Source organism: Acidovorax sp. HDW3 (genome assembly GCF_011303755.1).
Taxonomy (GTDB): Bacteria; Pseudomonadota; Gammaproteobacteria; order Burkholderiales; family Burkholderiaceae_C; genus Paenacidovorax.
In genome coordinates this window covers 12249-38041 of record NZ_CP049885.1, presented here as the reverse complement: position 1 = coordinate 38041, position 25793 = coordinate 12249, and the positions used below count along the sequence as shown (strand labels likewise).

20 protein-coding genes and 1 pseudogene are annotated in these 25793 nt (G+C 68.8%); 6 read left to right on the top strand and 15 right to left on the bottom strand.

From position 1 onward, the window contains the following. Positions 1-4: 4 nt before the first annotated feature. From G7045_RS00145 to G7045_RS00135, 3 genes are read right to left on the bottom strand one after another with little or no spacing between them, the layout of a single operon-like run. Positions 5-2041: an ATP-binding protein gene (locus tag G7045_RS00145; RefSeq protein ID WP_240919242.1), complete on the bottom strand. Its 2037-nt coding sequence runs from the start codon at positions 2039-2041 to the stop codon at positions 5-7. After that, a complete protein-coding gene (locus G7045_RS00140) occupies positions 2038-2853 on the bottom strand; it encodes a carbon-nitrogen hydrolase family protein (protein WP_166155607.1) in 816 nt (271 codons plus the stop codon). Before G7045_RS00140 ends, G7045_RS00145 begins: the two co-directional genes overlap by 4 nt. After that, on the bottom strand, positions 2850-6896 hold the full coding sequence (locus G7045_RS00135; RefSeq protein ID WP_166155604.1) for a YhdP family protein: 4047 nt from the start codon (positions 6894-6896) through the stop codon (positions 2850-2852). Before G7045_RS00135 ends, G7045_RS00140 begins: the two co-directional genes overlap by 4 nt. A gap of 76 nt (positions 6897-6972) precedes the next feature. Between G7045_RS00135 and glnE the strand changes: the two are divergent. Next, positions 6973-9694, top strand: a pseudogene (gene glnE / locus G7045_RS00130) (bifunctional [glutamate--ammonia ligase]-adenylyl-L-tyrosine phosphorylase/[glutamate--ammonia-ligase] adenylyltransferase). 34 nt (positions 9695-9728) lie between these two features. Next, positions 9729-10940, top strand: coding sequence for an HD-GYP domain-containing protein (locus G7045_RS00125; RefSeq protein ID WP_166155584.1), 1212 nt, complete (start codon positions 9729-9731; stop codon positions 10938-10940). Between the two features lie 271 nt (positions 10941-11211). Here the strand turns inward: G7045_RS00125 and G7045_RS00120 are convergent, their stop codons facing one another. Continuing rightward, the gene (locus G7045_RS00120; RefSeq protein WP_166155581.1) at positions 11212-11829 is read right to left on the bottom strand and encodes a glutathione S-transferase C-terminal domain-containing protein; all 618 of its coding nucleotides are present in this window, start codon (positions 11827-11829) and stop codon (positions 11212-11214) included. Positions 11830-11913: 84 nt separating this feature from the next. Here G7045_RS00120 and purB point away from each other — a divergent pair, with 84 nt between their 5' ends. Then, positions 11914-13287, top strand: a complete 1374-nt coding sequence (purB, locus tag G7045_RS00115) for an adenylosuccinate lyase (protein WP_166155578.1) — start codon at positions 11914-11916, stop codon at positions 13285-13287. Between the two features lie 281 nt (positions 13288-13568). Further along, positions 13569-14129 (top strand): YaeQ family protein, encoded by a 561-nt coding sequence (locus tag G7045_RS00110; RefSeq protein ID WP_166155575.1) that lies wholly within the window; start codon positions 13569-13571, stop codon positions 14127-14129. A gap of 10 nt (positions 14130-14139) precedes the next feature. Here the strand turns inward: G7045_RS00110 and G7045_RS00105 are convergent, their stop codons facing one another. The 4 genes from G7045_RS00105 to dinG form a co-directional block, all read right to left on the bottom strand. Further along, a complete protein-coding gene (locus G7045_RS00105) occupies positions 14140-14850 on the bottom strand; it encodes an MOSC domain-containing protein (RefSeq protein WP_166155572.1) in 711 nt (236 codons plus the stop codon). A gap of 30 nt (positions 14851-14880) precedes the next feature. Continuing rightward, the gene (locus tag G7045_RS00100) at positions 14881-15492 is read right to left on the bottom strand and encodes a PolC-type DNA polymerase III (protein ID WP_166155569.1); all 612 of its coding nucleotides are present in this window, start codon (positions 15490-15492) and stop codon (positions 14881-14883) included. Between the two features lie 2 nt (positions 15493-15494). Next, a complete protein-coding gene (locus G7045_RS00095) occupies positions 15495-15848 on the bottom strand; it encodes a zinc ribbon domain-containing protein YjdM (RefSeq protein WP_166155566.1) in 354 nt (117 codons plus the stop codon). 71 nt (positions 15849-15919) lie between these two features. After that, positions 15920-18112, bottom strand: a complete 2193-nt coding sequence (dinG, locus tag G7045_RS00090) for an ATP-dependent DNA helicase DinG (RefSeq protein ID WP_166155563.1) — start codon at positions 18110-18112, stop codon at positions 15920-15922. 111 nt (positions 18113-18223) lie between these two features. Here dinG and G7045_RS00085 point away from each other — a divergent pair, with 111 nt between their 5' ends. Both G7045_RS00085 and G7045_RS00080 read left to right on the top strand, forming a co-directional pair. Continuing rightward, a complete protein-coding gene (locus G7045_RS00085) occupies positions 18224-19093 on the top strand; it encodes a Bro-N domain-containing protein (protein ID WP_166155560.1) in 870 nt (289 codons plus the stop codon). Positions 19094-19173: 80 nt separating this feature from the next. Continuing rightward, positions 19174-19473, top strand: coding sequence for an acylphosphatase (locus G7045_RS00080; RefSeq protein ID WP_166155557.1), 300 nt, complete (start codon positions 19174-19176; stop codon positions 19471-19473). Positions 19474-19490: 17 nt separating this feature from the next. Here G7045_RS00080 and ubiD read toward each other — a convergent pair whose 3' ends face one another. From ubiD to G7045_RS00045, 7 genes are all read right to left on the bottom strand, one after another. Continuing rightward, entirely contained in the window at positions 19491-20975 is a 1485-nt protein-coding gene (ubiD, locus tag G7045_RS00075) for a 4-hydroxy-3-polyprenylbenzoate decarboxylase (protein ID WP_166155554.1), read from the bottom strand. A 69-nt stretch (positions 20976-21044) separates the two neighbouring features. Beyond that, positions 21045-21626 carry a UbiX family flavin prenyltransferase gene (locus tag G7045_RS00070; RefSeq protein ID WP_166155551.1) on the bottom strand — a complete coding sequence of 194 codons (582 nt, stop codon included), beginning with the start codon at positions 21624-21626 and terminating at the stop codon, positions 21045-21047. Continuing rightward, on the bottom strand, positions 21623-22024 hold the full coding sequence (locus G7045_RS00065) for a putative zinc-binding protein (RefSeq protein ID WP_166155548.1): 402 nt from the start codon (positions 22022-22024) through the stop codon (positions 21623-21625). The genes G7045_RS00070 and G7045_RS00065 overlap by 4 nt, the downstream gene beginning before the upstream one ends. After that, positions 22021-22545 (bottom strand): SCP2 domain-containing protein, encoded by a 525-nt coding sequence (locus G7045_RS00060; protein ID WP_166155545.1) that lies wholly within the window; start codon positions 22543-22545, stop codon positions 22021-22023. Before G7045_RS00060 ends, G7045_RS00065 begins: the two co-directional genes overlap by 4 nt. 21 nt (positions 22546-22566) lie before the next feature. Continuing rightward, positions 22567-23457 (bottom strand): U32 family peptidase, encoded by an 891-nt coding sequence (locus tag G7045_RS00055; RefSeq protein ID WP_166155542.1) that lies wholly within the window; start codon positions 23455-23457, stop codon positions 22567-22569. 190 nt (positions 23458-23647) lie between these two features. Continuing rightward, a complete protein-coding gene (locus tag G7045_RS00050; RefSeq protein ID WP_370521668.1) occupies positions 23648-24769 on the bottom strand; it encodes a peptidase U32 family protein in 1122 nt (373 codons plus the stop codon). 144 nt (positions 24770-24913) lie between these two features. After that, positions 24914-25771 carry an alpha/beta hydrolase gene (locus tag G7045_RS00045; RefSeq protein WP_166155539.1) on the bottom strand — a complete coding sequence of 286 codons (858 nt, stop codon included), beginning with the start codon at positions 25769-25771 and terminating at the stop codon, positions 24914-24916. Positions 25772-25793: the final 22 nt, after the last annotated feature.

Below are 25793 nucleotides of genomic sequence, written 5' to 3'. Positions count from 1 at the left end.
GACTTTATTCATGGGACGGCGGCAACTCACCGCCGGTCGGTAGGGTAAAGGTAAAGATACTGCCTTGCGGCTGGCGGGCCGTAAAAGCGATGGTGCCACCGTGCTGCTCGACCACGGTGCGGCACAGGTTCAGGCCCAGCCCCATGCCCTGGGTGCGGGTGGTGAAAAAGGGCGTGAACAGCTGCGCGGCAACCTCGGGGGCAATCCCCGGGCCGCTGTCGCAGACGGCAAATTCGAGCATATCTTCCCGGGGAATGGCGCGCACCTGGATTTGCAGCTGGCGCTGCGCCGCCGGCACACCCTCCATCGCCTGGATGGCGTTGCGCGCCAGGTTCAGCAGCACCTGCTCGACCATGGTGCGCTGGCACAGCACCGGCGCCAGGCCGGGGGTGACGCTGCTCACAAGTTGCACCTCGCCGGCGCGCGCCTGCAGGTGGATCAGCGGCAGCACCGCCCCCAGCAGTTCGGCAGCGCTCACGCGCTCGCGCGCCTGACCACGCTGGCGCACCAGGTTGCGCACGCCCAGCATCACCCGCCCGGCGCGGCTGGCCTGGTCGGCAATGCGCTGCATGGCGCCGTGCAAATCCTGCAGTTGCTGGCGCAGGGCGGTGCAATCGTCGGGCGGGGGCTCATGCGCGAGCAGGTTGAGCGAGCCGGTGGCGTAGCTGGCGATCACGGCCAGCGGCTGGTTGAGCTCGTGGCTGAGCAGCGAGGCCATTTCGCCCAATGTGGCCAGGTGCGCCTGGGCCTGCATCCGCTCCTGCGCCGCGCGCGACTGCTCCTGCATTTGCCGCTGCTCGCTGACGTCGAGGATGGCGCTCATCCAACCCTGCTGCTGGCCCTGGGCGTTGCGCAGCGGGGTTTCAAAAATCAGCACCTCCAGGCGCCGCCCGTCGCGGTGCTGGTACTGGGCGGAAAAGCCCTCGCGCGCCTCTTGCAGACTGCGGGCGCGCAGCGGCTCCTGCAGCCGCTGGTAGTAGCGCTGCGCCTGCTCCTGTGGCCAATAGGGCGCCGGCCCATCGTGCCCGATCAGCTCCTGCGCGCTGTAGCCGACCATGGCGCAAAACGCCTGGTTGACGTAGGTGGTGCGGCCCTGCAGGTCGCGCGCGCGCAGGCCGGCAACGAGCGAATCCTCCATCGCCTGGCGAAAAGCCAACGCCTCGCCCAAGCCCTGCTCGGCGCGCAGGCGGCGGCGGTTGTCGCGCACCAGCAGCAGCACCACCGCCGACAAGGCCAGCCCCATGGCCGCCACCAGGGCCGTGAGCAGGTTGGGAAACAGCTGCGGCGCACTTTGCCAGCTGTCCATGCGCAGCACCAGCGAGGCGCCGCTGAGTGTGAGCAGCTGCTGCGTGCTGAACAGGCGCGCGCCGCGTTTGGCGGCGCCGACCACCGCCAGGCGCGTGCCGTCGGGGTCGGTGAACGACACTTCCTGATTGCCCGCCAGGCTGTGGCTGACGGTGTCGGCCAGCATGTCCTGCAGCGCGTAGGTGGCCACCGTAAAACCCTGCACCTGGCCGGCCACGACCTGCGGCAGGCACAGCTCGAGCAACTCGGCCCCCTGGCTGCCGCTGTAGGGCTGAAAGTAGCTACCGCCGTAGGCCGGCATTCCCTGGCGGCGGGCGTTGGCGCAAGCCTGGGCCATGGCGCCGTGCGGATCGAGCCGGGCGCTGGGCTCCCAATCAATCGGGTGGTAGGGCGACTGCGCCTGCGCCAGCAGGCCCATCTGGGTATCGCGCGCCTCGATGCGCACCAGCGAGCGCGAGCCGCGCAGCAGCACCGTCGCCTGGTTCTGCCACAGCGCCAGCGGCGCCGCGCCCATGCCCAGCACTTCCAGGCTTTGCTGGTTGCGGTCGAGGGCGTAGCGCAGATCGGAGATGGCGCTGGCGGCCTCGCGTTCGAGGCTGGTCTGGATTTCGTTGCTCTCATGGCGCGCCGCCAGCCACACCAGGGTGGCCAACATCCACGCCAGCAGCAGCACCAGCAGGCCCCACAGAGACCAGCGGCGCCAGGAACGCCAGGGCCAACGGCTGGGCGCGCTCACAGGACGCGGTGCTCCAGCGCCGGCAGCTGCTGGCGCACCCGTGCCAGCAGCTGCGCATCGAGCGTGCCCAGCACCAGGCCCGCGCCCTCGACCCGCTGCGCCAGCACCTCACCCCAGGGGTCGCACAACAGGCTGTGGCCCCAGGTGCGCCGGCCATTGGCGTGCTGCCCGCCCTGCGCCGGCGCCAGCACGTAGGCCTGGTTTTCAATCGCCCGCGCGCGCAGCAGGCAATCCCAGTGCGCCTGGCCCGTGGTGTAGGTGAAGGCGCTGGGCACCAGCAGCAGCTCGGCCCCGGCCAGGGACAGCTGCCGGTACAGCTCGGGAAAGCGCAGGTCGTAGCACACCGACAGGCCCAGACGCCAGCGCCGGCCGCTGCGCGCCGTGATGTCCAGCGTCACCGGCTGGCGCCCGGCGCGCACCACGCGGGCCTCGTCGTAGCGCTCGCGGCCATTGTCAAAGGCAAAGCAGTGCATCTTGTCGTAGCGCGCCACGCGCTGGCCGCTGGGGTCGAACACCAAGGTGCTGTTGCTCACTTGCGCTGCGCAATCGGTCTGCAGCGCCAGCGTGCCGCCGACCAGCCACAGCCCCAGGCGCTGCGCCGTCTCGGCCAGAAAGTCCTGCACCGGGCCGCAGCCCAGGGGCTCGGCTGTGCGCAGACGGGCCGCGTCGTCGGCGCCCATCTCGGCAAAGTACTCGGGCAGCACCGCCAGCTCGGCGCCTGCGTCCCGCGCTTGCTCTAAAAGTTGTAGCGCCTGACGCTGATTGGTATTGGGCTGCAGGCCAGAAACCATCTGAATAGCGGCTACTTTCATGGCGATTCTCCTGCGGGCTCGTTGTGCCGCTGCAGGCGCACCACCTGCGGCTCGGCCCAGCTGCCCTCGATGCGAAATTCCTGCGTTGCCGCCGCAATCAACGGCCCGCGCAGCACTGCCTGGGCCAAAAAGCTGCCCAGGCCGATGATGGGGTTGATGGCGGTGGCCACCAGCGAGGCCGTCATGGCGTTGATCTCGGGCACCACCACCACGTGCAGGTTCTGCGTCTCGCGCACGATGTCGGCCTCGCCCTCCATCAGCACGGCGGCGTTCACGCCCTTCATTTGCAGGTTGTTGGTCTGCGCCAGGCCTCGGTCCACGCGCAGGTCGCCGCGCACGAAGTCAAAGGCAAAGCCCTGGCTGAAAACGTCGCGGAAATCGAGCGTCAGGCGGCGCGGCAGCGACTGCAGGCTGAGCACGCCCAGCAGCTTGGCCAGCCCGGGGTCGGCCTTGAGGAACTGGCCCTTGCCAATGTCCAGGTGCAGCTGCCCGCTCATGCTCTGGTAGTCGGGACTGATGGGGGCGCCGCGCCAGGCGAGCTGCCCCTCCAGATGGCCCTGCCCCTGGCGCAGCACGCCGGGCATCCCCAGGCGCGCGAGCAGGGCACCGGCGTCGCGCAGCTCCAGGCGCAGCGTCAGGGCGGTGCGCCGCTCGGGCGCTGCCGCCGCCCCGGGGGTGTGGGTGGCAAGCTGGGCCCAGTTGCCGCTGGCGCTGAAATCGGCCTCGGGCGTGCTCAGGTTGAACTGCGACAGGCGCCACTCGCGCGGGTGCTGCGCGCTGCCGCCCCGGTTTTGCGCCTGTACCTGCAGCCGGCCCAGGGCGCGGCCGTTGAGCTCAAAATTTTGCACATCAATGTCGAGCGCCGGCAGCTGCGCCGGCTGGGCGTCGAGCAGGCGCTCGACGTTTGCCGCCTGGCTCGGCCCAAGCACCAGCCGCGCCAGCCGCGCCTGCAGGCGCCCGGCGGGCTCGCTGGTGCTGGCCTGGCGGTACTGCACGTGGCCAGCGAGCTCGCGCGCCTGCAGGCTGGCCTGCCAGATGGGGCCATCACGCGTGATGCCGGCCACCAGCGCGTGCAGGCTGCGCCCTTGCAGCTGCAGCTGCTCGGCCTGCAAGGCCAGGCGGGTGGGCAGGTAGTCGGTCATGGCACTGTCGGCCGTAGCGGCGCCCGTCTCGCCCTGCAGCAGGCGCCGCCAAACGTCGAGGTCGAGCGTATCGAGGCGCGCATGCGCCACCACGCCAGCACCGGGCAAGGGCGGCAATTCGTCGCTACCCTGACCCAGGGCAATGCTGCCGCGCAGCACCTGGGGCTGGGCCGTCCCCAGGTCGCGCAGGAACTGCGCCTGCAGCACCGGGCCCAGGCTCACATGCAGACGCTCTTGCAGCGGCGCCTGGCTGTTGGCGGCGGCCTCGGGCGTGAGTTGCTTCTCAAAGCGCAGCGGCCAGCTGGCATCGGCCGGTTTATTCAAGGGTGCGGGCAGTTGCAGCGCCAGACCCTGCAGGCTGGAGCTGACGAGCAGCTCGGGCACACCCCGGCGCACCGTCAGCGCCAGTTGGTAGGGAGCGCTGCCGCTCGCTTGCTGCGCCCATTGCGCCAGCAGCCCCAGTTCATGCGCTTGGCGCAAGCCCTCGGCGCTGGCCTGGCCCTGGGCGCGCAGCTGCACCGGGGCCTCGGGGCTGCGCAGGCCGCCTTCGAGGCGCAGCTCACCCCCCAGGGCCTGGGCGCGCACGCCGTGCAAAGAAAACCCTTGTTCGCTGAACTGCACGCTGCCGCGCAGCTTGCTCAGGCGGGGAATGTCGGGCGCCATTTGCAGCTCGTTGCCCCCCGTCAGCGCCAGGCTACCGTTGACGCGCGATTGCGCCAGCGCCGCCAGCGGCAGCGCCAGCTGCAGCTGCAAATCGGCCTTGCCGCTGCCCTGGGCCTGTGCCAGCGCCTGACCAGTGAAGGCGGCGATGGGCGAATGCTGCACCTGCGCCAGCCAATCGGCCAGCGGCCCGCTGCCCTGGGCGCGCACGCCGACGACGCTGTGGCGCAGGTCGGGGATTTGCGCCGCGATGCTCCCGAGCTGCAGCTGCGTGCTGCCCAGCAGACGGGCGCTGGCACGGTGCACGGCCATGCCGTGGCGGTCGAACACCAGCTCGCCGCTCAAGTCGGTGAGCACCGGCCAGGGCGGCTCACCCGCCGCCTGCAGGCGCGGCGGCACGTAGGCGTAGCGCGCACCCCGAATCTTGGCGGCGATGTAGAAATCGCCCTGCTCCGGGCGCTCGAACGGCAGTTGCTGCAAATCACCGCGCACCTTGAAGCGCACCAGGGGCGATTCGCCCGCCTGCACGGCGTCGCGCACGTAGTGGCGCACCTCGGCATCAATGGCCAGCGGCAGGTAGCGGTGCACGCGTGTGCCGTCGGCGCGCGTGAGTTGGCCCTGCAAATCGAGCACACCCGGAAAGCGCGCGCCGCTGGCGGCCTGCGCCGGGTCGCTGGTGCGCCAGCGCAGCTGCGCCTGGCCCTGGGCATCGGCGTTGGCAAAGCGCAGGTCGCTCGCCTGCACGGCGATCTGCGCGCCGTCGAGCGTCCAGCGCACGTTGGTGCTCAGGCGCTGCAGCGGCAGCACGGGCTCCTCGAACACGCCCGGCAGCAGCAGCGCGCCATCGCTGAGCGCCAGCTGCGCCTTGCCGCCTTGCTCGTTGGCGTCAAAGCTGACGCTGGCGCCGCGCACGCCAAAGTCCTGCGGCACCCAGTCGGCGCCGGCATCGGGCGGCGCGGCCAGGGCCAGGCGCTCCACCCGCCCCTGGGCCCGGTAGCTGCGCCACTGCGCCAGTTCGCCCTGCCACTGCAGCTGCAAATTGGGCACCTGGCCTTGCGGCGTATAGCGGCGCAGGGCCGCGTGCACCGGCTCTGGCAGGGGCAAGGCGCTGGCAATTTGCGCCAGCGCGGCCAGGTCCAGGTGCTCGGCCTGCAAAGTGCCCTGGGCGCGGGCGCTGCCTTGGTGCTCCTGGCGCAGACGCAGGTTGCCGCCGGGCCAGTGCAGGCCATCGGCGGTGACGAACTGCAAATCTTGCGTTGCCAGCTCAAAGCCCTGCTCCCAACGGCTGGCGCGCAGGCGGGCGCTGAGCTGGCGCAGCGCCAGCGGCGCCAGCGCCGGGCCCAGGCGGGCGTCCACATCGGCCAGACGCAGGTCGGCCACGCCGCCGCTGGCCTGGCCTTGGTGCAGATCGACCCAGGCGCGCAGCGCGCCCCGGCCACGCGTCAAGGCGGCATCTTGCAGGTGCAAATACTGGTGCAGCTGGGCGACATCGACGTGCGGGAACCAGGCGTACAGCTGCCCGCTCCAGCGCTGCCAAGCGCCCGCGTGGGCCGAGAGCAAGGGCTCGTGCAGCTGGCCCATGAGCGTAAAGCGCTGGCCCCAGTCGGGCGGCGGCGTGGCATCGAGGCGCAGGGCGTGGCGCCAGGGGCGGTTGCGCAGCACGATATCGACCGCCTGCAGCGCCAGCGGCGGCGCCTGCGGGCGCAGCGCGTCGCGCCAGCGCAGGGTGCCGTCGCGCACCACGACTTCGGCCTGCGAGAACAGCCAGTCGGCGGCGGCGCCATCGCCCTCGGCACCGGGAGAGAAGGGCAGGCCGGCGATGAAAACCTGGCCGTCGGCAGCGCGTTCGATGTCGAGCTGCGGGCGCTCGATATAGAGCTGGGCAAAGCCCCGCTGCAAAAGCGCGCGTGGTGACAGCGCCAGCACCACGCGCGGCAGTTGCAGCGCCACCTGGCCCTGGGGGTTGAGCAGGGCAACGTCGTGCAACTCCAGCGTGGGCAACAAGCCCTCGCTGCGGGCGCTGAGCGCGCCCACGCGCACGGCAACCCCGAGCGCCTCGCTGGCGTATCGCTCCAGCTGCGGGCGCCAGTCCTGCACACGCGGCACAATCGCGCCGTGCAGCAGGGCCCAGGCCACGATGAGGAACAACCATGCCGCCAGCAGCAAGCCCAGCGACCAACGCGCCAGGCCTGCGAGCCAGCGCAGCAGACAAGGCGGGTGCGTCGTAGGGGCTTGGGTCATGGTGGGCCAGAGAACCGGCGATTATCGCTGGCGCCCCTGCTGGGAATTTTTGCTGTTTTGATACCCCTGTGACCGCATGTCCTCTGCCCTCTTTGACCTGCCCCTGACGGCCCATTCCCGCTTCTACCAACGCGTACAACGCCGCTACAGCGCCGATTTGCAGCTGCTGCCGCCGGGTGCACCCACGCGCGAGGGCATGGCCCAGGCCCTGGCGACGCTGCAAGCGCGCCAGACGAGTGCCGGCGCCAGTGCCGCACTGGGGGCGGGGCTGCGCATCCTGCGCCAGCTGGTGCTCGCGCGCCTGGTCGAGTGCGATTGCGATGCGCAGGCGCCGCTGGCCGAGGTCACGCGCAGCATGACCGAGCTCGCTGAGCTGGCGCTCGACCGCGCCTGCCAGCAGGCGCGCGCCGAGCTCGACGAGCGCCACGGCGCGCCGCAGGGGCCGCAGGGCCAGGCGGTGCCGCTGTGGATCGTCGGCATGGGCAAGCTGGGCGCACGCGAGCTCAACGTATCGAGCGACATCGACCTGATCTACGTCTATGCCCAGGACGGCGAGACTGCCGGCCAGAGCGACGGGCGCGGCAAAATTTCCAACCACGAGTATTTCGCCCGCGCCGTCAAGGCCATCTACAGCCTGATCGGCGACACCACCGAGCATGGCTTTGTCTTTCGCGTCGATCTGGCGCTGCGCCCGCACGGCAACTCGGGGCCACCGGCCGTCTCGCTGGCGGCGCTGGAGGAGTACCTGCAGGTGCAGGGGCGCGAGTGGGAGCGCTTTGCCTGGCTCAAGAGCCGCGTCGTCGCGCCGCTTTTGAGCACCCGCAGCGACGAGGTGCAGGGCCTGCGCGGCGCCGTGCTGCCCTTTGTGTTTCGCCGCTACCTGGACTACAGCGTGTTCGATGCGCTGCGTTCGCTGCACCGCCAGATCCGCGACCACGCCGTGCAGCGCAGCGCCGGGCGCCCCGAGCGCGCGAACGACGTCAAGCTCTCGCGCGGCGGTATCCGCGAGATTGAATTCACCGTGCAACTGCTGCAGGTGGTGCGCGGCGGCCAGTTCCCCGAGCTGCGCTGCCGGCCCACGCTCGAAGCCCTGCCGCGCCTGGTGCGCGCCGGCCTGATGCCGGCCGAGACGGCGCAGCAGCTGGGCGCGGCCTACACCTTTTTGCGCCGCGTCGAGCACCGCATCCAGTACCTGGACGACCAGCAAACCCACGTGCTGCCGACGCGCGACGACGACCTGGCCTGGATTGCACAAAGCCTGGGACTCGACACCAGCGCCTTCTTGCTGCAGCTCGACGCGCACCGCGAGCTGGTGGCGCAAGAATTCGACACCCTGCTCGGCGGCGCCGAACGCAAAGACTGCCCCAGCTGCCACGGCCAGCGCAGCAGCGCCAACCCGCCCGACCTCGATGCGCTGCTGGCGCAGCTGCACGGCGAGCTGCGCAGCCGCGTAGCGCAGTGGCGCGAACACCCGCGCGTGCAGGCGCTGCGCGACGAAACGCGCCAGCGCCTGCTGCGCCTGGTACAGCGCACCGGCCAATGGCTGACCGAGGCGCGCGTGAGCGAAACCGCTGCGCTGCGCCTGATCGACTGGCTCGAATCGCTGCTGCGCCGCGAGAGCTACCTGGCGCTGCTGCTCGAACGCCCGCTGGTGCACGAGCGCCTGCTGCACCTGCTGGGCGCGGCGCGCTGGCCGGCGCGCTACCTGCAGCAACACCCGGGCGTGATAACTGCTGGCCGAGCGCTTTGTGGCGCAGGATTTTGAACACGAGCTGGAGCTGCGCCGCGCGGCGCTGCAATCGACCGGCGAGGACGACGACGAGAACCTGCTCGACCTGCTGCGCCGCGCGCACCACGCCGAAGTCTTTCGCACCCTGGCGCGCGACGTGGAAGGGCGCATCACCGTCGAGCAGGTGGCCGACGACCTCTCGCTGCTCGCCGACAGCGTGCTGCGCGTGACGGCGCAGTGGTGCTGGCAGCGCCTCAAGGGCCGCCACCGCGAGGCGCCGCAATTCGCCATCATTGGCTACGGCAAGCTCGGCGGCAAGGAGCTGGGCTACGGCAGCGACCTGGACATTGTTTTCGTCTTCGACGACGAGGACGAGCGCGCGCCCGAGATCTACGCCGCCTTCGTGCGCAAGCTCATCAACTGGCTGACCGTGAAAACCGGCGAGGGCGATCTGTTCGAGATCGACACCGCCCTGCGCCCCAACGGCAACTCCGGCCTGCTGGTCACGCGCTTTGGCGCCTACGCCGCCTACCAGCAGCAGCGCGGCAGCAACACCGCCTGGACCTGGGAGCACCAGGCCATGACGCGCGCACGCTTCGTGCTCGGCAGCGAAGACCTGCGCGCACGCTTTGACGCCGTGCGCGAGGCCGTCATCACCGCGCCGCGCGACCCGCAGGCGCTGCGCCAGGAAATCATGGCCATGCGCGAGCGTATGCGCGCCGCGCACGCCGTGCGCGCCGACGCGTTTGACGTCAAGCACAGCGCGGGCGGTATGGTGGATGCGGAATTCGCCCTGCAATACCTGGTGCTGGCGCATTCGGGCGCGCACCCGCGCCTGGTGGGCAACTGGGGCAACATCGCCCTGCTGCAGCACGCCGAAAGCGCCGGCCTGCTGCCCCTGGGTGTGGGCTGCACGGCGGCCGACGCCTACCGCGAGTTGCGCCGCCTGCAGCACAAGGCGCGCCTGGACGAAGCCTCGCTGCAAATTGACCCGGCGCCCGTGCAGGCCGAGCGCGACGCCATCCTGGCGCTGTGGGCCGTGGTTTTTGGCCTCACGCACATTTCGTAACAGACAGCCCCAGCGGGGATAATCGGGCGCAGCCATGAACCTGATTACGCTCAACATCGACTCCATTCCGCTGGGTCGGCCACTGCCGTTTGCCCTTCGCGGCGCCCAGGGGGCGCTGCTGGCGCAGCGCGGCTACGTCATCCGCAACCGTGCTGAGCTCGAAACGCTGCAGGCGCGCGGCGTTGATCTGTGCGTCGATACCGATGAATCGGGCGACAGCCACCGCACCTACCTGCACCAGCTGCACCAGATGGTGGGCGAGGACAAGGCGCTGGGCCAGATCGCCAAGATGCAGATCAACGCCCGCGACACCGTCAGCGCCAGCGCACGCGAGCGCGCCCAGCAGGGACCGCCGGCCTGGCTGGAGCTGCAGATGCGGGCCAGCCAGCTGCTGCGTGCGCCCCAGGTGCACGATTTTGGCGAGCGCTTTCACCTGCTGCACGAGGAGCTGGCACGCCACAGCCAGCAGCAGCCCGACGCCACGCTGCTGGCGCTGATCATGCTGTCGGCGCAAGAGACGCAGATGTACAGCGCCACCCACGCCGTGCTGGTGGCCGCAGCCTGCATGGTGACGGCGCGCGAGACGCTGCACTGGGACGAACAGCGCACGCTGCAGGTCGGGCGCGCGGCGCTGTCCATGAACATTGCCATGACGGCGCTGCAAGACCATCTGGCGCTGCAGACCGATCCGCTGTCCTGGCCGCAGATCATGGCGATTGAAAACCACGCCGCACAGTCGGCGCAGCAGCTGCAGCACCTGGGCGTGGCCGACCCGCTGTGGCTCGAAGCCGTGCGCCGCCACCACGAGCGCACGCCCGGCCCGCTGGCCGACAAGACCCCAGCCGAGCAGCTCGCGCGCCTGATCCAGCGCGCCGACGTGTTTGGCGCCCGCATTGCGCCGCGCGCCTCGCGCACCCCCATGCTGGCCACCGCCGCCATGCAGGGCAGCTACTACGACGAGACGCGCCAGGTCGATGAGGCCGGCGCCGCCCTGGTCAAAACCCTGGGCATTTACCCGCCCGGCACCCTGGTACGCCTGGCCAGCCAGGAGGTGGCCGTGGTGCTGCGCCGGGGCGCGAGCGCAACCACGCCGCGCGTCGCCGTGGTGCTCTCGCGCAGCGGCGCGCCGACGGGGGAAATGATCCCGCGCGACACCACTTTGGCGCAGTGGAAAATCACCGCCCCCATGGCCTACAAAGACGTGCGCGTGAGCTGGCCGCTCGAACGCATTCTGGCCTTGGTGTGAAATTGTTTACATTTACTTGCAATCAGGGGCTGGAACTTTGGTGGCGCGCCCCTACTCTATGAAACATGCACGGCGCAAGAGAAACAGTCTCCTGACAGTGCACCGGTTTTGACGTTGCGAAGCCTTTCGGGTACTTATCGATTGCAACCCTGGAACGCTTCTCCTCCCTCCCTCTCTTTCTTCGTTTCGGGACGCTTCGCAACTTTTTTCTTGCAGCAAAAAGGCCACCTCGGTGGCCTTTTGCGCATCTGCCGGCAAGGCAACTGGGGGCTTACGCCGGCGGGCGGGTGTCGGCAAAGCTGGCGCGCTGCGCGAGCTTGTCGATCAGGCGCGCCAGGTTCGGGTGCTCGCTGCGCCAGGCCAGCTCAGGAAAGCGAAACTCCAGCCAGGCCAGGGCGCAGCCGACGGCGATGTCGGCCAGGCTCAGGTGGTTGCCGCAGTAGTAAGGTTTGTCGCCCAGGCCCTGGGCCAGCGCCAGCAGGCTGGCGTGCACCTTGCCCATCTGGCGCGCGATCCAGGCGGGGCTGCGCTGCTCGGCGCTGCGGCCTTCAAAAGTGTTTTCCAGGCGCACCAGGATGGCGGCGTCGAGCAGGCCGTCGGCCAGCGCCTCCCAGGTCTTGACCTCGGCGCGTTCGCGCCCGGGCACCGGCAGCAGCTTGCCCACGGGCGAGAGGGTGTCGAGGTAATCGACGATAACGCGCGAGTCAAACAGCGCCGCGCCGCCTTCCATCAGCAGGCAGGGCACCTTGCCCAGGGGGTTGCTGCGGGCAATCTGGGTGTCGGCGGCCCAGACGTTTTCGGCTACGAATTGGTAGTCGAGCTTTTTTTCGGCCAGCACCACGCGCACTTTGCGCACGTAGGGGCTGGTGAGCGAACCGATCAATTTCATGGATGGGCCTGCAAATGAATGGGGGCTGATTCTATCGAGCCACGCTTGCACCAGGCTTGGGGGCGCCACCTACAATGGCGGGCTATGTCCGAAATCACCGCCCTGTCCCCGCTGGACGGCCGCTACGCCGCCAAACTCTCCCACCTGCGCCCGATCATGAGCGAGTACGGCTATATGCACCGGCGCGTGCAGGTCGAAATCGCCTGGTTCATCGCCCTGTCGGATGCCGGCTTTGCTGAATTTGCTCCTCTTTCGATAGCTGATCGCGCTTACCTGCAAAGCCTGGTAACCGATTTTGATGAGGAAGATTGCGCCGCCATCAAGGCCGAGGAAAAGGTCACCAACCACGACGTCAAGGCCGTGGAGTACTGGATCAAGAAGCAGTTCAAAGGCCACCCGGCGCTCGAAAAAGCCGCCGAGTTCGTGCACTTTGCCTGCACCAGCGAGGACATCAACAACACCAGCCACGCGCTGCAGCTCAAGGCCGGGCGCGACGCGGTCATGCTGCCGCAGCTCGATGCCATCATCGCCAAGCTGCGCACCATGGCGCACCAGCACGCCGGCGTGCCCATGCTCAGCCGCACGCACGGGCAAACGGCCAGCCCGACCACCGTGGGCAAGGAGCTGGCCAACGTCGTCGTGCGCCTGCAGGCGGCGCGCGCGCGCATCGCCGAGGTCAAAATCCTCGCCAAAATGAACGGCGCCGTCGGCAACTACAACGCCCACCTGGCGGCCTGGCCCGACTTTGACTGGGAAGCCTTCAGCCAAAAAGTGGTGCAAACGCCCGAGCCCCAGGGCCTGGGCCTGACGTTCCAGCCCTACTCCATCCAGATCGAGCCGCACGACTACATGGCCGAGCTGTTCGACGCCACCACGCGCGCCAACACCATCTTGATCGACCTGGCACGCGACATCTGGGGCTACGTCAGCCTGGGCTACTTCAAGCAAAAGCTCAAGGACGGCGAGATCGGCTCGTCCACCATGCCGCACAAGGTCAACCCCATCGACTTTGAAAACGCCGAAGGCAACCTGGGCCTGGCCAACGCCCTGCTCACGCACCTGGCGCAAAAGCTGCCCGTCTCGCGCTGGCAGCGCGACCTGACGGACAGCACGGTGCTGCGCAACATCGGCGTCGCCTGGGGCTACACCGCGCTGGCCTACAGCGCCTTGATGACGGGCCTGAACAAGCTCGAACTGAACGAAGAAGCCCTGGCCGCCGACCTGGACGCCGCCTGGGAAGTGCTGGCCGAGCCCATCCAGACCGTGATGCGCCGCTACGGCGTGCAGGGCGCGTACGAAAAGCTCAAGGAAGTCACGCGCGGCAAGACCGTCACCGCCGCCGCGCTGCACCAGCTCATCGCCAGCCTGGACATTCCGGCGGCCGACAAGGAGCGCCTCCTGGCCATGACGCCCGCAAGCTACATCGGCAAGGCCGCCGAGCTGGCGCGCCGGGTGTAAATACCCAACTATAAAAACCATAGCTGCTCACGCTTGATTTAAGGCGACGCTGAAGAAGTCCCCGCGATGCGATGCGCCCCGGTTTGGGATGAGCTGCAAGGCGCAAAGCGCAGCAATAGCCGCAGCTATTGCGAGCATTTGCAACGCCGCAGATCGCCCAAACCGGGGATGCGACGCGCGGGAGGGACTTTTTTAGCGTTGCCTAAAAAGCGTTTGCAGTACAAAGAGCTGCCAAAACAAGCCCAGGCTTGCGCTGGCAGCTCTCTTTTTTGGAGCGCCGCATGGCCATCAAATCCACCATTTTCAAAGCCAACCTGCAGATTGCCGACATCGACCACGGCTACTACGCCGACCACCAGCTGACCCTGGCGCGCCACCCGAGCGAAACCGACGAGCGCATGATGGTGCGCCTGGTGGCGCTGGCGCTGCAGGCGCACGCGTTGCAAGACACCTGCCGGGGCGACGGCACGCTCGCCTTTGGCGCCGGCCTGTCCGACCCGGACGATCCGGACGCCTCGCTGACCGACTTCACCGGCCGCAAGCGCCTGTGGATCGAGGTCGGCCAGCCCGAGGACAAGCCCCTGACCAAGGCCTGCAGCCGTGCCGATGCGGTGGTGGTATACGCCTTCCACCACGCCGCCGAGGTGTGGTGGAAGGGCATCACGAACAAACTCTCGCGCCTCGACAAGCTGCAGGTCTGGCGCCTGCCAGCGGAAGAGGCGCAGCAGCTCGCCAGCCTGGCCGAGCGCAGTATGCAGCTGCAGGCCACCATTCAGGAGGGCGCGCTCACGCTGTCGAGCCAGCGCGGCAGCGTGCACCTGGAGCCGCTGCGCTGGAAGTGAGGCGGCGGCGCTAGCCGCCCTGCACGCGCGCGCTCCAGTCCTCGACCTGGCCGCTGTCCAGGCGCCGCTGCACGATGCGCTGCCACGATGGCGGCAGCGCCAGCTGGGCAAAGGCGCGCAGCACGGCGGGGTCGAGCTCGCGCTCGTACAGCAGCGCAATCACGCGCGCCAGCGGCCATTCGGGGTGCGGGCGCGCCAGCAGGTAAATGCCGTCGCCCGCCTGCAGCTGGCCCTCTTGCAGCACGCGCCAGTACCAGCCGGTGCGGCCCGTGCGCTGCACGCGCAGCGCCATGTCGGGGGTGGCAAAGCGGGTGTTGAGCTTCCAGCAGGGCTGGCGGCTTTGCGCCAGCTCCAGCCGGCAGCTGCCGATGCGCACCTGGTCGCCCCAGCACAGGTTGGCCTCGGTCACGCCCCGGCTCGCCAGGTTCTCGCCAAAGGCGCCGGGCGCAGCGAGCACCGGCTGCGCCCCCAGCTCGGCGCGCCAGGCGGGGTAATGTTCGAGCGCGTAGTGGTGGATGGCCTTGTCCGGCCCGCCGTGCACGCGGGTGTCGCCCTGCTCATCGCCCGCCAGGCCCAGCGGCCCGACCGCCACCGGCCCGGCCACGGGCTGCTTGGCGATGGCGCTCAGGCCGCCGGGGCTGCCGTTGGGGCGCAGGCAGGGCACGGCGCGGCCGCAGAGCACGGTGTCGATCTGGCCGATCGCGAGGGCGGAGGCGGACATGGGCGAAGACTCCTTAGAACATGCTGACGCTTAAAGCAGCGCCGCCTGCAAATGCCGCGCCATGGCCTGGGGCTTGCAGCGCTGCAGCTGCATGAGCTGCGCGTGCACCGGCCACAGGGCCTGGTAGCGCTGCGCCAGGTCGGCCTGCAGGCGCGCCAGCAGGGCGGCGGTCATCTCGGCGTCGGCCAGGGCGCGGTGGGCCCGGGCCGCGCGCGGCAGACCCAGGTGTGCCACCAGATTGCCCAGCTTGTGGCTGGGGGCGTCGGGGTACACGCGGCGCGAGAGCAGCACGGTGCAGGCAAAGGGCTGGGGGGCTTCGAGGCCAATGCGCCCCAGCTCGGCCTGCCAGAACTTGCTGTCGAACGCTGCGTTGTGCGCCACCATGGGCGCGTTGCCGACGAAGCGCGCCGCTGCGCGCATGACCTCGGCGGCGGGCGGGGCGCTTTCGAGCAGGGCGTTGCTGATGCCGGTGAGCTGCTCGATGAAGGGCGGGATGGGCACGCCGGTGTACATCAGGCTGGCATAGCGATCGACCACCTGCGCGCCTTCGAGCAGCACGATGGCGATTTCGGTGGCGCGCGCGCCCTGCGCCGGGGTCATGCCGGTGGTTTCAAAGTCGATGACGGCAATCGGCGCGGGCATGGTCAGGCTTTTTTCAGGAATTCGGATTTGAGCAGCATCGGGCCAAGCTCGGTCTTGCAGTCCACGTTGTGCCCGTCGGCGCCATCGACCAGGCGGATGCCCTTGATCTTGCTGCCTTTTTTCAGCACCGAGGACGATCCTTTGACCTTCAGGTCCTTGACCAGGATGACGGCGTCGCCATCGGCCAGCGGGGTGCCGTGGGCGTCGCGCACGGCGGCGGCGGCCTCGGGGGCATCGGTGCCCGCCTCGGCCTGCTGCGGCCATTCAAACGCGCAGTCGGGGCAGATGTACTGGGCGCCATCGGGGTAGGTGTTGTTCTGGCCGCATTGCGGGCAGGCGGGGATGGTGGTGCTCATGGGGTGAAAAAAAGGGTTAAAATGGCTGCAAGGCTTGCCAGACAAGCGCAAGCAGCTATCAAAACAATAGTTTAGCCAAGCGCCTCGCTGCGCTGCAGCGCAAACGGTGGCAGCCCTTGGAGCAGACGCTGGCCGTAGTTGGTGCGCACCAGGCGCTTGTCGTAGCAGTACACATGGGCCTGGTCGTCTTCGGTGCGAATCGCCCGGCCCACCCACTGCGCCAGGCGGATGGCGGTGGCGGGCACGACCAGTTCGCTGAACGGGTCGCGCCCGCTGGCGCGCAGCCATTCGGCCCGGGCCTCGCCCACGGGGTCGTCGGGCGGGGCAAAGGGCAGCTTGGTGATGAAGAGCGACTCGCACAGGCTGCCGGGCAAATCCAGCCCCTCGCCAAAGGATTGCATCCCAAAAATGATGGACGGCAAGCCCGCGCCCACGCGCTCGCGGTGCTGGCGCAAGAGCTGCTGGCGCGGCCACTGGTTTTGCACCAGCACGCTGGCGCGCAGGGCGGTGGGCAGGGCCTCCACCGCCTGGCGCATCTGCTCGCGCGAGGTGAACAGCACCAGCGCGCCCGAGGCCACCTGCGCCAGGTCGCACAGCAGGGCATCCACCATCTCGGTGGTGAAGGCGGCGGCGTCGCGCGGCTCGGCGCGGGTTTCGCGGGCGACCAGCGTGCCCTGGCGGGCGTAGTCGAAGGGGCTGGGCACGGTGAGCGTGGTCACGTCGGGGTCGCCGTGCAGGCCGCTTTCGCGCAGGAAGAAATCAAACTGCCCGCAGCTCGTGAGCGTGGCCGACGTGAGCACCGCGCCGCGCACGCCCGACCACAGGTGCTGGCGCAGGGTGTTGCCCGGCAGCACCGGGTTGGCGTGGGCGCGCAGCACCAAAAACTCGCCCTCCTGCGCCAGGGTGAACCATTTGGCGGCGGGCACGGCGCCCTCGGGGGCTTCTTGCAGCAGCAGCTGGGCGCAGGCGTGCACGCCTTCGAGCCGGGGCGCGAGCGCACCGGCCTGGGCGTAGAGCTGCGACAGGCGGCGCGCGTCCTCGGGCTTGTCGCGCAGCTGGCTGCGCAGCGCCTTGGCGATGGCGCGCAGCGCGTCGATAAAGCCGCCCGCATGGTGCGCCGCCTGGCCCAGGGGCTCGGCCAGGGCGGCGGGCAGCAGGCCGCCGGGCAGGCGCGCGCGCGTGGGCTGGCTGCTGGCAAAGCGCCGGCCTTTGTCGGGCACGGGCGCCTGCAGCGCGTGGCCGTGCAGCTCCAGCGCCAGGCGGGCCACCTCTTGCAGCGCGGCGCGCAGGCGGGCGGCGTGCTGGGGCACGTCGGCAATTTCTTCGACCTCGACGAGCTGGCCAATGCGCAGCGCCCGGCTGGCGAGTTTGTCGATCCACGACAGGCGCGAGAGGTCCATCTCCGAGCCAAACTGCGCCAGCGCCGTGGCCGGCAGGTGGTGCGCTTCGTCGAGGATGAGCAGGCAGTTGTCGAGCTCGGGCAGCAGCCGCGCGCCGATGGAGGACAGCAGCAAATCGTGGTTGGCCACGATCACCTGCGCCGCCACCAGCTCCTTGCGCCGCTCGAAGTAGCTGCAGCTGGAAAACAGCGGGCAGTGCTTGTTGGTGCAGGTGTGCGCGTCGGCGGCCACGCTGGCCCACAGCTCGGGCTCGGGCGGGGTGGGCAACTCGTCGCGGTCGCCATTCCACTGGCTGCTGGCCAGGGTGTCGGCCAGCTGGGTGTAGAACTGCTGGCGCTCAGTGTGGGCGCGGCTGCTGCGCAGGGCGGCGCGCTGCTCCTGGGCCTGCTCGGCCAGCAGGTCGTCGGGCACCACGTCGTCGTCCTCGCCCACGCCGCTGGCCAGGCGTTCGAGCTTGAGCTTGCACACATAGCGCCCGCGCCCCTTGGCCAGGGCAAAGGCAAAGGGCTGCGCCATGCGCGCCGCCAGCTGCGGCAAATCTTTATGGACGAGCTGCTCCTGCAGCGCCACGGTGGCGGTCGAAATCACCACCCGCGTGCCCCGCGCCAGCGCCACATGGATGGCCGCCGCGCTGTAGGCCAGCGACTTGCCCACGCCCGTGCCCGCCTCGATCACGGCCAGGGCGCGCTGCGGCGGCGCCTCGCCCTCGCCTTCTTCCACCTTGCCCAGCTGCGCGGCGCTGCAGGTCTGCGCCACCTGCGCCGCCATGCTGCGCTGGCCGGCGCGGGGACGAAAACCGTCGGCGGCCTGCACCACGGCGTCAAACTGTTGCAGGGCCGCTTCGGCCCATTCGGTGGGGGACATAGGGGGGCGAGTGTGGCACAGGGGGGCCTGGCTGGGGGAAATAGGCGGGCTCGCGCAACTGGTAATGCATACAGTAATATCGGGTACTGCCCCCCGCCACAGGAGCTGTTGATGAAAATTTTTCCCAGCGCATTCGAAGGCCAAGCCATCCGCCGCTTGTACGACGAAGCCACCGAGACCTGGTGGTTTTCGGTGATTGACATCGTTCAGGTGCTGACGGGCAGTGACAACGCCCGCGACTACTGGTTCAAGATGAAGCTGCGCGTCAAAACCGAGGACGGGGCTGAACTGTCGACAGATTGTCGACAGTTCAAACTACCCGCCGCCGACGGCAAGCAGCGGCTGACCGACTGCGCCACGGCAGAAAGCCTGTTGCGCATCGTGCAATCCATCCCCAGCCCCAAGGCCGAGCCCATCAAGCGGTGGCTGGCCAAGGTGGGTTACGAGCGTATGCAGGAGATTGCCGACCCTGCCCAGGCGCTGGATCGTGCCCGCCAGACCTGGCAGCAGCAGGGGCGCAGCGAAAAATGGATACAGCAGCGCATGGGCGGGCAGGAGACGCGCAACAAGCTCACCGATTACTGGAGCGAGCACGGTGTGGAAAAGGGGCGCGAATACGCCATCCTCACCAACCTCATCCACCAAACCTGGTCGGGCCTCTCCGTGGCCGAGCACAAGGAGGCCAAGGGCCTGTCCAGCCACAACCTGCGCGACCACATGAGCGAGGCGGAACTCATCTTCACCGCCCTGGCCGAGCTCTCTACGCGCCAGATTGCCGAGCGCCAGCAGGCCACCGGCATGGCAGAAAACGCCACCGCTGCCAAGGCCGGAGGCCGCATTGCCAAAAACGCCCGCCAGCAGCTCGAAGACCAAACAGGGCACAGCGTGGTCACCGCCGCCAACTACCTGCCGCCCCCAGATGCGTCCTCCTCCCCGCTGCCGCCCGCCAGGCGCTCCCGCAGCACCAAGAAAAAACCATAGCAGCCAACGCAGCCTCCATCCGCCAGAGCGCCGCCGCAGGCGTACAGTGTCACCCCCGTATTTTTTCTTTGCCTTTACCCATGTCTGCCGAACTTCTCGACACTGCCCGCCACCTGCGCATTTTTGGCCACGTGCAAGGGGTGTACTACCGCCAATCGACCATTGCCCAGGCCTTGCAGCGGGGGCTGCGCGGTTGGGTGCGTAACCGCAGCGACGGCACGGTGGAGGCCCTGGTCTGCGGCCCGCAGGCGCAGGTGCAGGCGCTGATCGACTGGGCGCACCAGGGCCCGTCGGCGGCGCGGGTGGAGCGGGTGGAGGTCAGCGCCCACCTGCCCGAGCCGGCGCCGGCGGCCGGTTTTGTGCAGCGCGATACGCTGTAAACGTTGCCGCGCTCGCGCTACAGCCCCAGGTCGTCGGCCAGCTGGTTCATGCGCTGACTGACGGCAGCGTCCATGGCCATGGTGCGGCCCCATTCGCGCTGGGTTTCGCCGGGCCATTTGTGGGTGGCATCGAGCCCCATCTTGCTGCCCAGGCCGGCCACGGGCGAGGCGAAGTCCAGGTAGTCGATGGGCGTGTGCTCGATCAGCATCGTGTCGCGCGCTGGGTCCATGCGCGTGCTCATGGCCCAGATGACTTCTTTCCAGTCGCGCACGTCGATATCGTCATCGACCACCACGATGAACTTGGTGTACAGGAACTGGCGCAGGTGGCTCCACACGCCCATCATCACGCGCCGTGCGTGGCCGGCGTAGGCTTTTTTGATGCGCACCACGGCCATGCGGTAGCTGCAGGCTTCGGGTGGCAGGTAGAAGTCGATGATTTCGGGGAAGGCGCGCTGCAACAGCGGCACGAAGAGTTCGTTGAGCGCCAGGCCCAGCATGGCGGGCTCGTCGGGCGGCTTGCCGGTGTAGGTGCTGTGGTAGAGCGCGTCCTGGCGCTGGGTGATGCGCTCGACGGTGAACACCGGGAACTCGGCGCATTCGTTGTAGTAGCCGGTGTGGTCGCCATACGGCCCTTCGAGCGCGTGCTGCCAGCCGCTTTTGTGGTTGGCGTCGGGGTGGATGTGGCCTTCGAGCACGATCTCGGCCTGGGCGGGCACTTGCAGCGGCACGCCCAGCGCGGGGGCAACCTCGGTGCGCGCGCCGCGCAAGAGGCCGGCGAACTGGTATTCCGACAGCGTATCAGGCACGGGCGTGACGGCGCCGAGGATGGTGGCCGGGTCGGCGCCAATCGCCACCGCCACCGGGTAGGGTTGGCCGGGGTTTTGGCGGCAGTGCTCGGCAAAATCGAGCGCCCCGCCCCGGTGCGAGAGCCAGCGCATGATGAGCTGGTTTTTGCCGATCACCTGCTGGCGGTAGATGCCCAGGTTCTGGCGCGGTTTGTTCGGCCCACGCGTGATGGTCAGGCCCCAGGTGACCAGCGGCGCAACGTCGCCGGGCCAGCAGTGCTGGATGGGCAGGCGGGCCAGGTCCACGTCGCTGCCCTCCCACACGATTTGCTGGCACGGCGGGCGGCGCACGACCGAGGGGGCCATGCTCCACAGGGTTTTGAGCAGCTCGCGCTTGCCCCACAGCTCTTTCATGCCGCGTGGCGGCTCGGGTTCCTTGAGCTGCGCCAGCACCTCGCCAAAGGCGCGAATTTCGCCCAATCCGGCCACGCCCAGCGCGCGCGCCACGCGGCCGGGCGTGCCAAACAGGTTGGCCAGCACGGGCATCTTGTGACCGGTGGGATTCTCGAACAGCAGCGCCGGGCCGCCGGCGCGCAGCACGCGGTCGGCCAGCGCCGTCATCTCCAGGTGCGGCGAGACCGGGGCGCTGATGCGGCGCAGCTCGCCAGCGGCTTCGAGCTGGGCCATGAAGTCGCGCAGATCGCGGTAGTGCATTTTCAGGGTCAAAAATGGCGCTAGCGCTTGTATATCAAGCGCTAGCAGCTATAAAAATAATAGCGAAAATCAAGCGTCCAGCGGCAGGCCGGGCCAGCGGGTGACGAGGTCGTGCTCTATGCCCAGCAGGTCCAGGGCGCGGGCCACGCTGTGATCGACGATCTCGCCCACCGTGGTCGGGCGCTGGTAGAAGGCGGGCATGGGCGGGCAGCAGATGGCGCCCAGCTCGGTGGCCGTGGCCATGTTGCGCAGGTGCACCAGGTGCAGCGGCGACTCGCGCGTGAGCAGAACCAGGCGGCGGCGCTCTTTCAAGACGACATCGGCGGCGCGCGTCAGCAGGTTGTCGGCCAGGCCATGGGCGATGGCCGCCAGGGTGCGCATGGAGCAGGGGGCAACCACCATGCCGAGCGTGGCAAACGAGCCGCTGGCGATGCTGGCGCCGACGTTGGCGATGTCGTGCACCTCGTCGGCCAGGGACTCGACCTCTGGGCGCGACAGATCCATTTCGTGGCGCAGGTTGCGCCAGCCGGCGTCGGAGACGACCAGGTGCGACTCGATGCCGCCAATTTCACGCAGCATCTGCAACAGGCGCGCGCCATAGACCGCGCCGCTGGCGCCGGAGATGCCGACGATGACGCGCGCAGCGCTCATGCCGCCTCCTGGCGCAGGGGTTTGTCGAGCAGGTCGGCCTCGACCTGGCCCAGCACCTGTGTGGCCTGTTCGGCGTCAAAGTCCTGGTGGTTGCGTTTTTTCACGCCGTATTTGTGCAGCTGGTAGTGGCGCGCGGGCTGCACGCCGTGGCGCGCCAGGCTGTGGTTGACGCATTCGAGCGGGCAGCCGTCGAGGGCGATGATGGGGCGCCCCGATTTGGCGAGCTTGACCAGCTGCGGCACGTCGCCGCCAACGCCGGCGATGCACGACATCTCGGCCACGCCGCGCCGGTCCATTTGCACCGCGACATGGTTGGCCAACTGCGCCGCGCTGGAGCAGCCCGAGCAGGAATACACCAGCGGCAGGTGCGCGCTGGAAGTGGCAGGGTCGTCACTCATGGCCGGCCTCCAAACAGGGATGAGAACGTGGGCAGCGGCGGCAGCTGGCGTGCCAGGTGCGGCGCGCGGCGCGCGAGCACGGCGCGCGGGCTCCAGTGGCTGGGGTCGAGCACGGGCAGCTCCAGCGCATCGAGGGCGTTTTTCACCACCAGGCCCAGTTCGGTGTCGCCTTCCATCACCAGGCGGCGGTTGAAGAACAGGGTGTCGGGGTCCTGGCGGCGCTGCGCCAGCAGCATGAAGTCTTGCGCGTTGGCGCTGATGGTCAGGTCGGGCTCGGCCTGCGCGCTGCTGGGCACGAAGCGCTGGCCGTTCCAGGAGAAGTCAAACGCCAGGCGCGCATCGCGCACGCGAATGGCCAGGTGCTTGCCTTGCAGCAGGTCTTTGACGTCCTGCGGCAGCTGGCGCGCGAGCGCAAAGTTGATCGCTGTGACCAGCAGCACGGAGCCCGGGTAGGCGGGCAGGCGCGCCAGCACAGCGCCCACGGGCGTGGGCAGGGTGAAGGGGGCGGGGGAAGCCATCATGGGCAATCCTTGCAAAAAACGTCAGGACAAGGCGGGTTCTACCAGATCGAGGCCGGGTTTTCCATGCCAATACCCGTTGCAGGGTTCTTCGGGCATGAAGGGGCGCAGCGTGGACAGGGCCGGGGCCTGGTGGTGGCGCGCAGCATCGAAGGCGGCAACGATTTTGTCCATGTGCTGCGACTGCGGCGACAGGCGCAGCACGTCCACGCCCAGGGCGGCGAGCTGGGGCACGTCGCCCAGCAGGTTGTGTACCTTGGCCGACTGCGTCTGGATGCCGTTAATGACCAAAAAGCTTTCTTTTTCGCGCGTTTGCAGCAGCTGGCCGTCGGGGTGCTCGATGCAGCGAAAACCGCAGTCGTCCTTGGGCAGGTTGTAGTGGCGCGCCGTAAAGCAGCGTGCCGAGAACGCCAGCGGCATCCGGCCATAGGCAAAGACTTCGGTCTGCAGGCCGGCGGGCTTGTGCGCCAGGATGGCGGCGAGGTCGCTGTGCTTCATCTCCAGCGGCATGACCCAGCGCGTGGCGCCCAGGCCGGCCATCCAGGCCAGGGTGTCGGCGTTGAAGATGTTGAGCTGCGGCCCGGCGACGAAAGCACGCTTGCCCGCCAGGTTTTGCACCGCACCCATGTCGCCCGCTTCAATCAAAAACGCCTCGTCGCGCACGATTTTGTGCATGTCGGCCACGTCGCTGGTCGATTCGAGCAGCACCATGGTGGACATCACCGGCTCCTTGCCCGCGTCACGCAACATGCGGGCGATGTCGATCCAGTCGCTTTGGCGCAGCTCCTTGCGGCGCGAGCACACGGCTTCGCCCAGGTAAACGATGTCCACGGCGGTTTCGGCCATGGCTTGGTAAAAATCAAAAACGGTGCTGCGCGGCCAGTAGTACTGCAGCGGGCCCAGGGCGAGTTTCATGGCAAGGCTTTCGGTATTCGGGGTATGGCTCCTTCCCCCCTTGGGGGAAGGTTGGGATGGGGGCGGCTCGTTGCAGCGCAGCGGTGAGGCTTGCTCCGCTGGCCCCCACCCCAACCCTCCCCCAGAGGGGGAGGGAGCAAGAAGGTGCTCTCCCCCAGAGGAGGAGGGGAGCAAAGAGGCATTGGAGGCTTCACTTCCAGGGCCGGTGGTAGGCCCCCAGGGTGTGCTGCTGGCCTTCGGCCACTTGGTCGAGGCTGGCCATCCAGGCCGTCTTGGGCGCGTACAAATGGCCCTGCGCCATGCAGTGGTCAATCGCCTCGCGCCACACCTTGGTGACCTGCGCGACGTAGGCCGGACTCCTCTGGCGGCCTTCGATCTTGAAGGCGCACACGCCCATCTTCACCAGCTGCGGCAAGAGTTCGAGCGTGTTCAGGCTGGTGGGCTCTTCGAGCGCGTAGTAGTTGCTCTCGTCCCCCACGTCAAAGCGGCCTTTGCACAGCGTGGGGTAGCCGGCGTTCTCGCCCTGGCCGTACTTGTCGATGAGCACGCCGTTCAGGCGCGATTCGACGCCGCTCGGCGTCTCTTTCCAGCGCACGAACTTGGCCGGCGAGCACACGCCGTGCGTGTTGGGCGACTCGCCCGTGGCGTACGAGGAGAGCGCGCAGCGCCCCTCGACCATCACGCACAGGCTGCCAAAGCCAAACACTTCGATCTCAACGGGCGTGCGCTGCACCACCTGCTTGACCTGCTCGAGCGAGAGCACACGCGGCAGCACCGCGCGCTGGATGTTGAACTGCTGGTGGTACAGGTTGATGGCGTCGTGGTTGGTGGCCGAGCCTTGCACCGACAGGTGCAGGCGCAGGTCGGGGTACTTGTCGCAGGCGTAGCGCATCAGCCCCGGGTCGGCCAGGATGATGGCGTCAATGCCCCAGGCATGGGCGCGATCGACGGCAGCGCGCCAGGGCGCGGGGTTGCCCGCCTGCGGGTAGGTGTTGAGCGCCAGCAGCACCTTGCGGCCACGCGCATGGGCGTAGGCAATGCCTTCCTGGATGGCTTTTTCGTCAAAATTCAGGCCGGCGAAGTTGCGCGCATTGGTCGCGTCGCGCAGGCCCAGATAGACGCAATCAGCGCCGCCGTCGATGGCGTTTTTCAGCGCCGGCAGGCTGCCAGCGGGGCACACGAGTTCGGGGGAGCGTTGCGCAGCGCCGGGTGCGGGGGCGCTGGCGCTGGAGGCGCCCGCTGCGGGGCGCTCCAGGGTGGTAGCGGTGTCGGTCACGTGGTTTCCTCGGCGCGGCGTCCACGCGCCGCGCATGGGGGCGCACCTTAGCCAGATGGACGCTGGCACGCCATGATGTGGGTCAACGGCGCACCACAATACCCCACGCCGCCCCTGGGATTTTGGGCTTCAGCTATGCGCCAAAACGCTATTAATTTGATAGCTACTCACGCTTATCCATCAATCGTTTGCGGCTGATTTGATGGTTTTTTGCAGCCAGCGCTGCAGCATTTCCAGCACGGGCTCGGCCAGCTCCGGGCTTTCATTGAACAACTCGTGGTACAGCGGCGCAAATTCATGCGCCTGCACCACGCCGCGCGGGGCGGCAGCGGCAAAGGCGCGGCTGCCGGCGGGGTTGACCATGCGGTCGTCCCCAGCCCACAGCAGCAGCGTGGGCACCTGCCAGCGGTGCGCGGCGGCCACGGTGGCCGGCCCGGTTTGGGCGATGAACTGCGCCAGGCGCGTGCTGATGCGGTCGTGGCACAGGCGGTCGCTCTCGTAGCGCGCCACCACCGCCGCGTCGTGCGAGAGGTAGCGCGCCGCCAGCCCATTGCCCAGGCGCAACTGCGGCAGCAGCTGCGGCAACCAGCCGAGCAGCCAGCGCTGCCAGGCGCTCAGACGGGGATCGAAGGCCGGGGACGACAGCACCAGCGCATCGACCGCGCGCAGCCCCTGGGCGACGAAGGCCGCCGCCACCAGGCCGCCCATGCTGTGCCCGAGCAGCACGAGTTTTTCGCCCTCGGCCATGCGCGCCCGGGTGGCATCGACCACATCGGCCAGATCGGCCAGCAGGCGCTGCGGGTGGTTCAGAGCGCCGCGCGGCCCGCTCGATTCACCATGGCCGTACTGGTCGTAGCCGCGCACCGCGTAGCCCCAGGCGTTGAGCTGCTGCGCCAGCGCGTCGTAGCGCCCGGCGTGCTCGCCCAGGCCATGCACCAGCAGCACGGTGGCGCGCGGCGCGCCCTCGCCGGGCCAGTCCTGCAGGGCCAGGTTCTCACCATCGCTGGCGGTGAAAGTCGTCAGTTGGGAGGCGGACATGGGAATGGAAGCGAAAAGAAAA

What these genes read in the sequence shown, in the direction of transcription:
- G7045_RS00055 (WP_166155542.1), bottom strand. Translation starts at nt 23,457, where the DNA reads ATGAAACTCGCCCTGGGCCCGCTGCAGTACTACTGGCCGCGCAGCACC.
- G7045_RS00045 (WP_166155539.1), bottom strand. Translation starts at nt 25,771, where the DNA reads ATGTCCGCCTCCCAACTGACGACTTTCACCGCCAGCGATGGTGAGAAC.
- purB (WP_166155578.1), top strand. Translation starts at nt 11,914, where the DNA reads ATGTCCGAAATCACCGCCCTGTCCCCGCTGGACGGCCGCTACGCCGCC.
- G7045_RS00050 (WP_370521668.1), bottom strand. Translation starts at nt 24,769, where the DNA reads ATGCGCGGCGCGTGGACGCCGCGCCGAGGAAACCACGTGACCGACACC.
- G7045_RS00060 (WP_166155545.1), bottom strand. Translation starts at nt 22,545, where the DNA reads ATGATGGCTTCCCCCGCCCCCTTCACCCTGCCCACGCCCGTGGGCGCT.
- G7045_RS00120 (WP_166155581.1), bottom strand. Translation starts at nt 11,829, where the DNA reads ATGAAATTGATCGGTTCGCTCACCAGCCCCTACGTGCGCAAAGTGCGC.
- G7045_RS00085 (WP_166155560.1), top strand. Translation starts at nt 18,224, where the DNA reads ATGAAAATTTTTCCCAGCGCATTCGAAGGCCAAGCCATCCGCCGCTTG.
- G7045_RS00100 (WP_166155569.1), bottom strand. Translation starts at nt 15,492, where the DNA reads ATGCCCGCGCCGATTGCCGTCATCGACTTTGAAACCACCGGCATGACC.
- G7045_RS00080 (WP_166155557.1), top strand. Translation starts at nt 19,174, where the DNA reads ATGTCTGCCGAACTTCTCGACACTGCCCGCCACCTGCGCATTTTTGGC.
- G7045_RS00065 (WP_166155548.1), bottom strand. Translation starts at nt 22,024, where the DNA reads ATGAGTGACGACCCTGCCACTTCCAGCGCGCACCTGCCGCTGGTGTAT.
- dinG (WP_166155563.1), bottom strand. Translation starts at nt 18,112, where the DNA reads ATGTCCCCCACCGAATGGGCCGAAGCGGCCCTGCAACAGTTTGACGCC.
- G7045_RS00135 (WP_166155604.1), bottom strand. Translation starts at nt 6,896, where the DNA reads ATGACCCAAGCCCCTACGACGCACCCGCCTTGTCTGCTGCGCTGGCTC.
- ubiD (WP_166155554.1), bottom strand. Translation starts at nt 20,975, where the DNA reads ATGCACTACCGCGATCTGCGCGACTTCATGGCCCAGCTCGAAGCCGCT.
- G7045_RS00125 (WP_166155584.1), top strand. Translation starts at nt 9,729, where the DNA reads ATGAACCTGATTACGCTCAACATCGACTCCATTCCGCTGGGTCGGCCA.
- G7045_RS00070 (WP_166155551.1), bottom strand. Translation starts at nt 21,626, where the DNA reads ATGAGCGCTGCGCGCGTCATCGTCGGCATCTCCGGCGCCAGCGGCGCG.
- G7045_RS00110 (WP_166155575.1), top strand. Translation starts at nt 13,569, where the DNA reads ATGGCCATCAAATCCACCATTTTCAAAGCCAACCTGCAGATTGCCGAC.
- G7045_RS00140 (WP_166155607.1), bottom strand. Translation starts at nt 2,853, where the DNA reads ATGAAAGTAGCCGCTATTCAGATGGTTTCTGGCCTGCAGCCCAATACC.
- G7045_RS00105 (WP_166155572.1), bottom strand. Translation starts at nt 14,850, where the DNA reads ATGTCCGCCTCCGCCCTCGCGATCGGCCAGATCGACACCGTGCTCTGC.
- G7045_RS00095 (WP_166155566.1), bottom strand. Translation starts at nt 15,848, where the DNA reads ATGAGCACCACCATCCCCGCCTGCCCGCAATGCGGCCAGAACAACACC.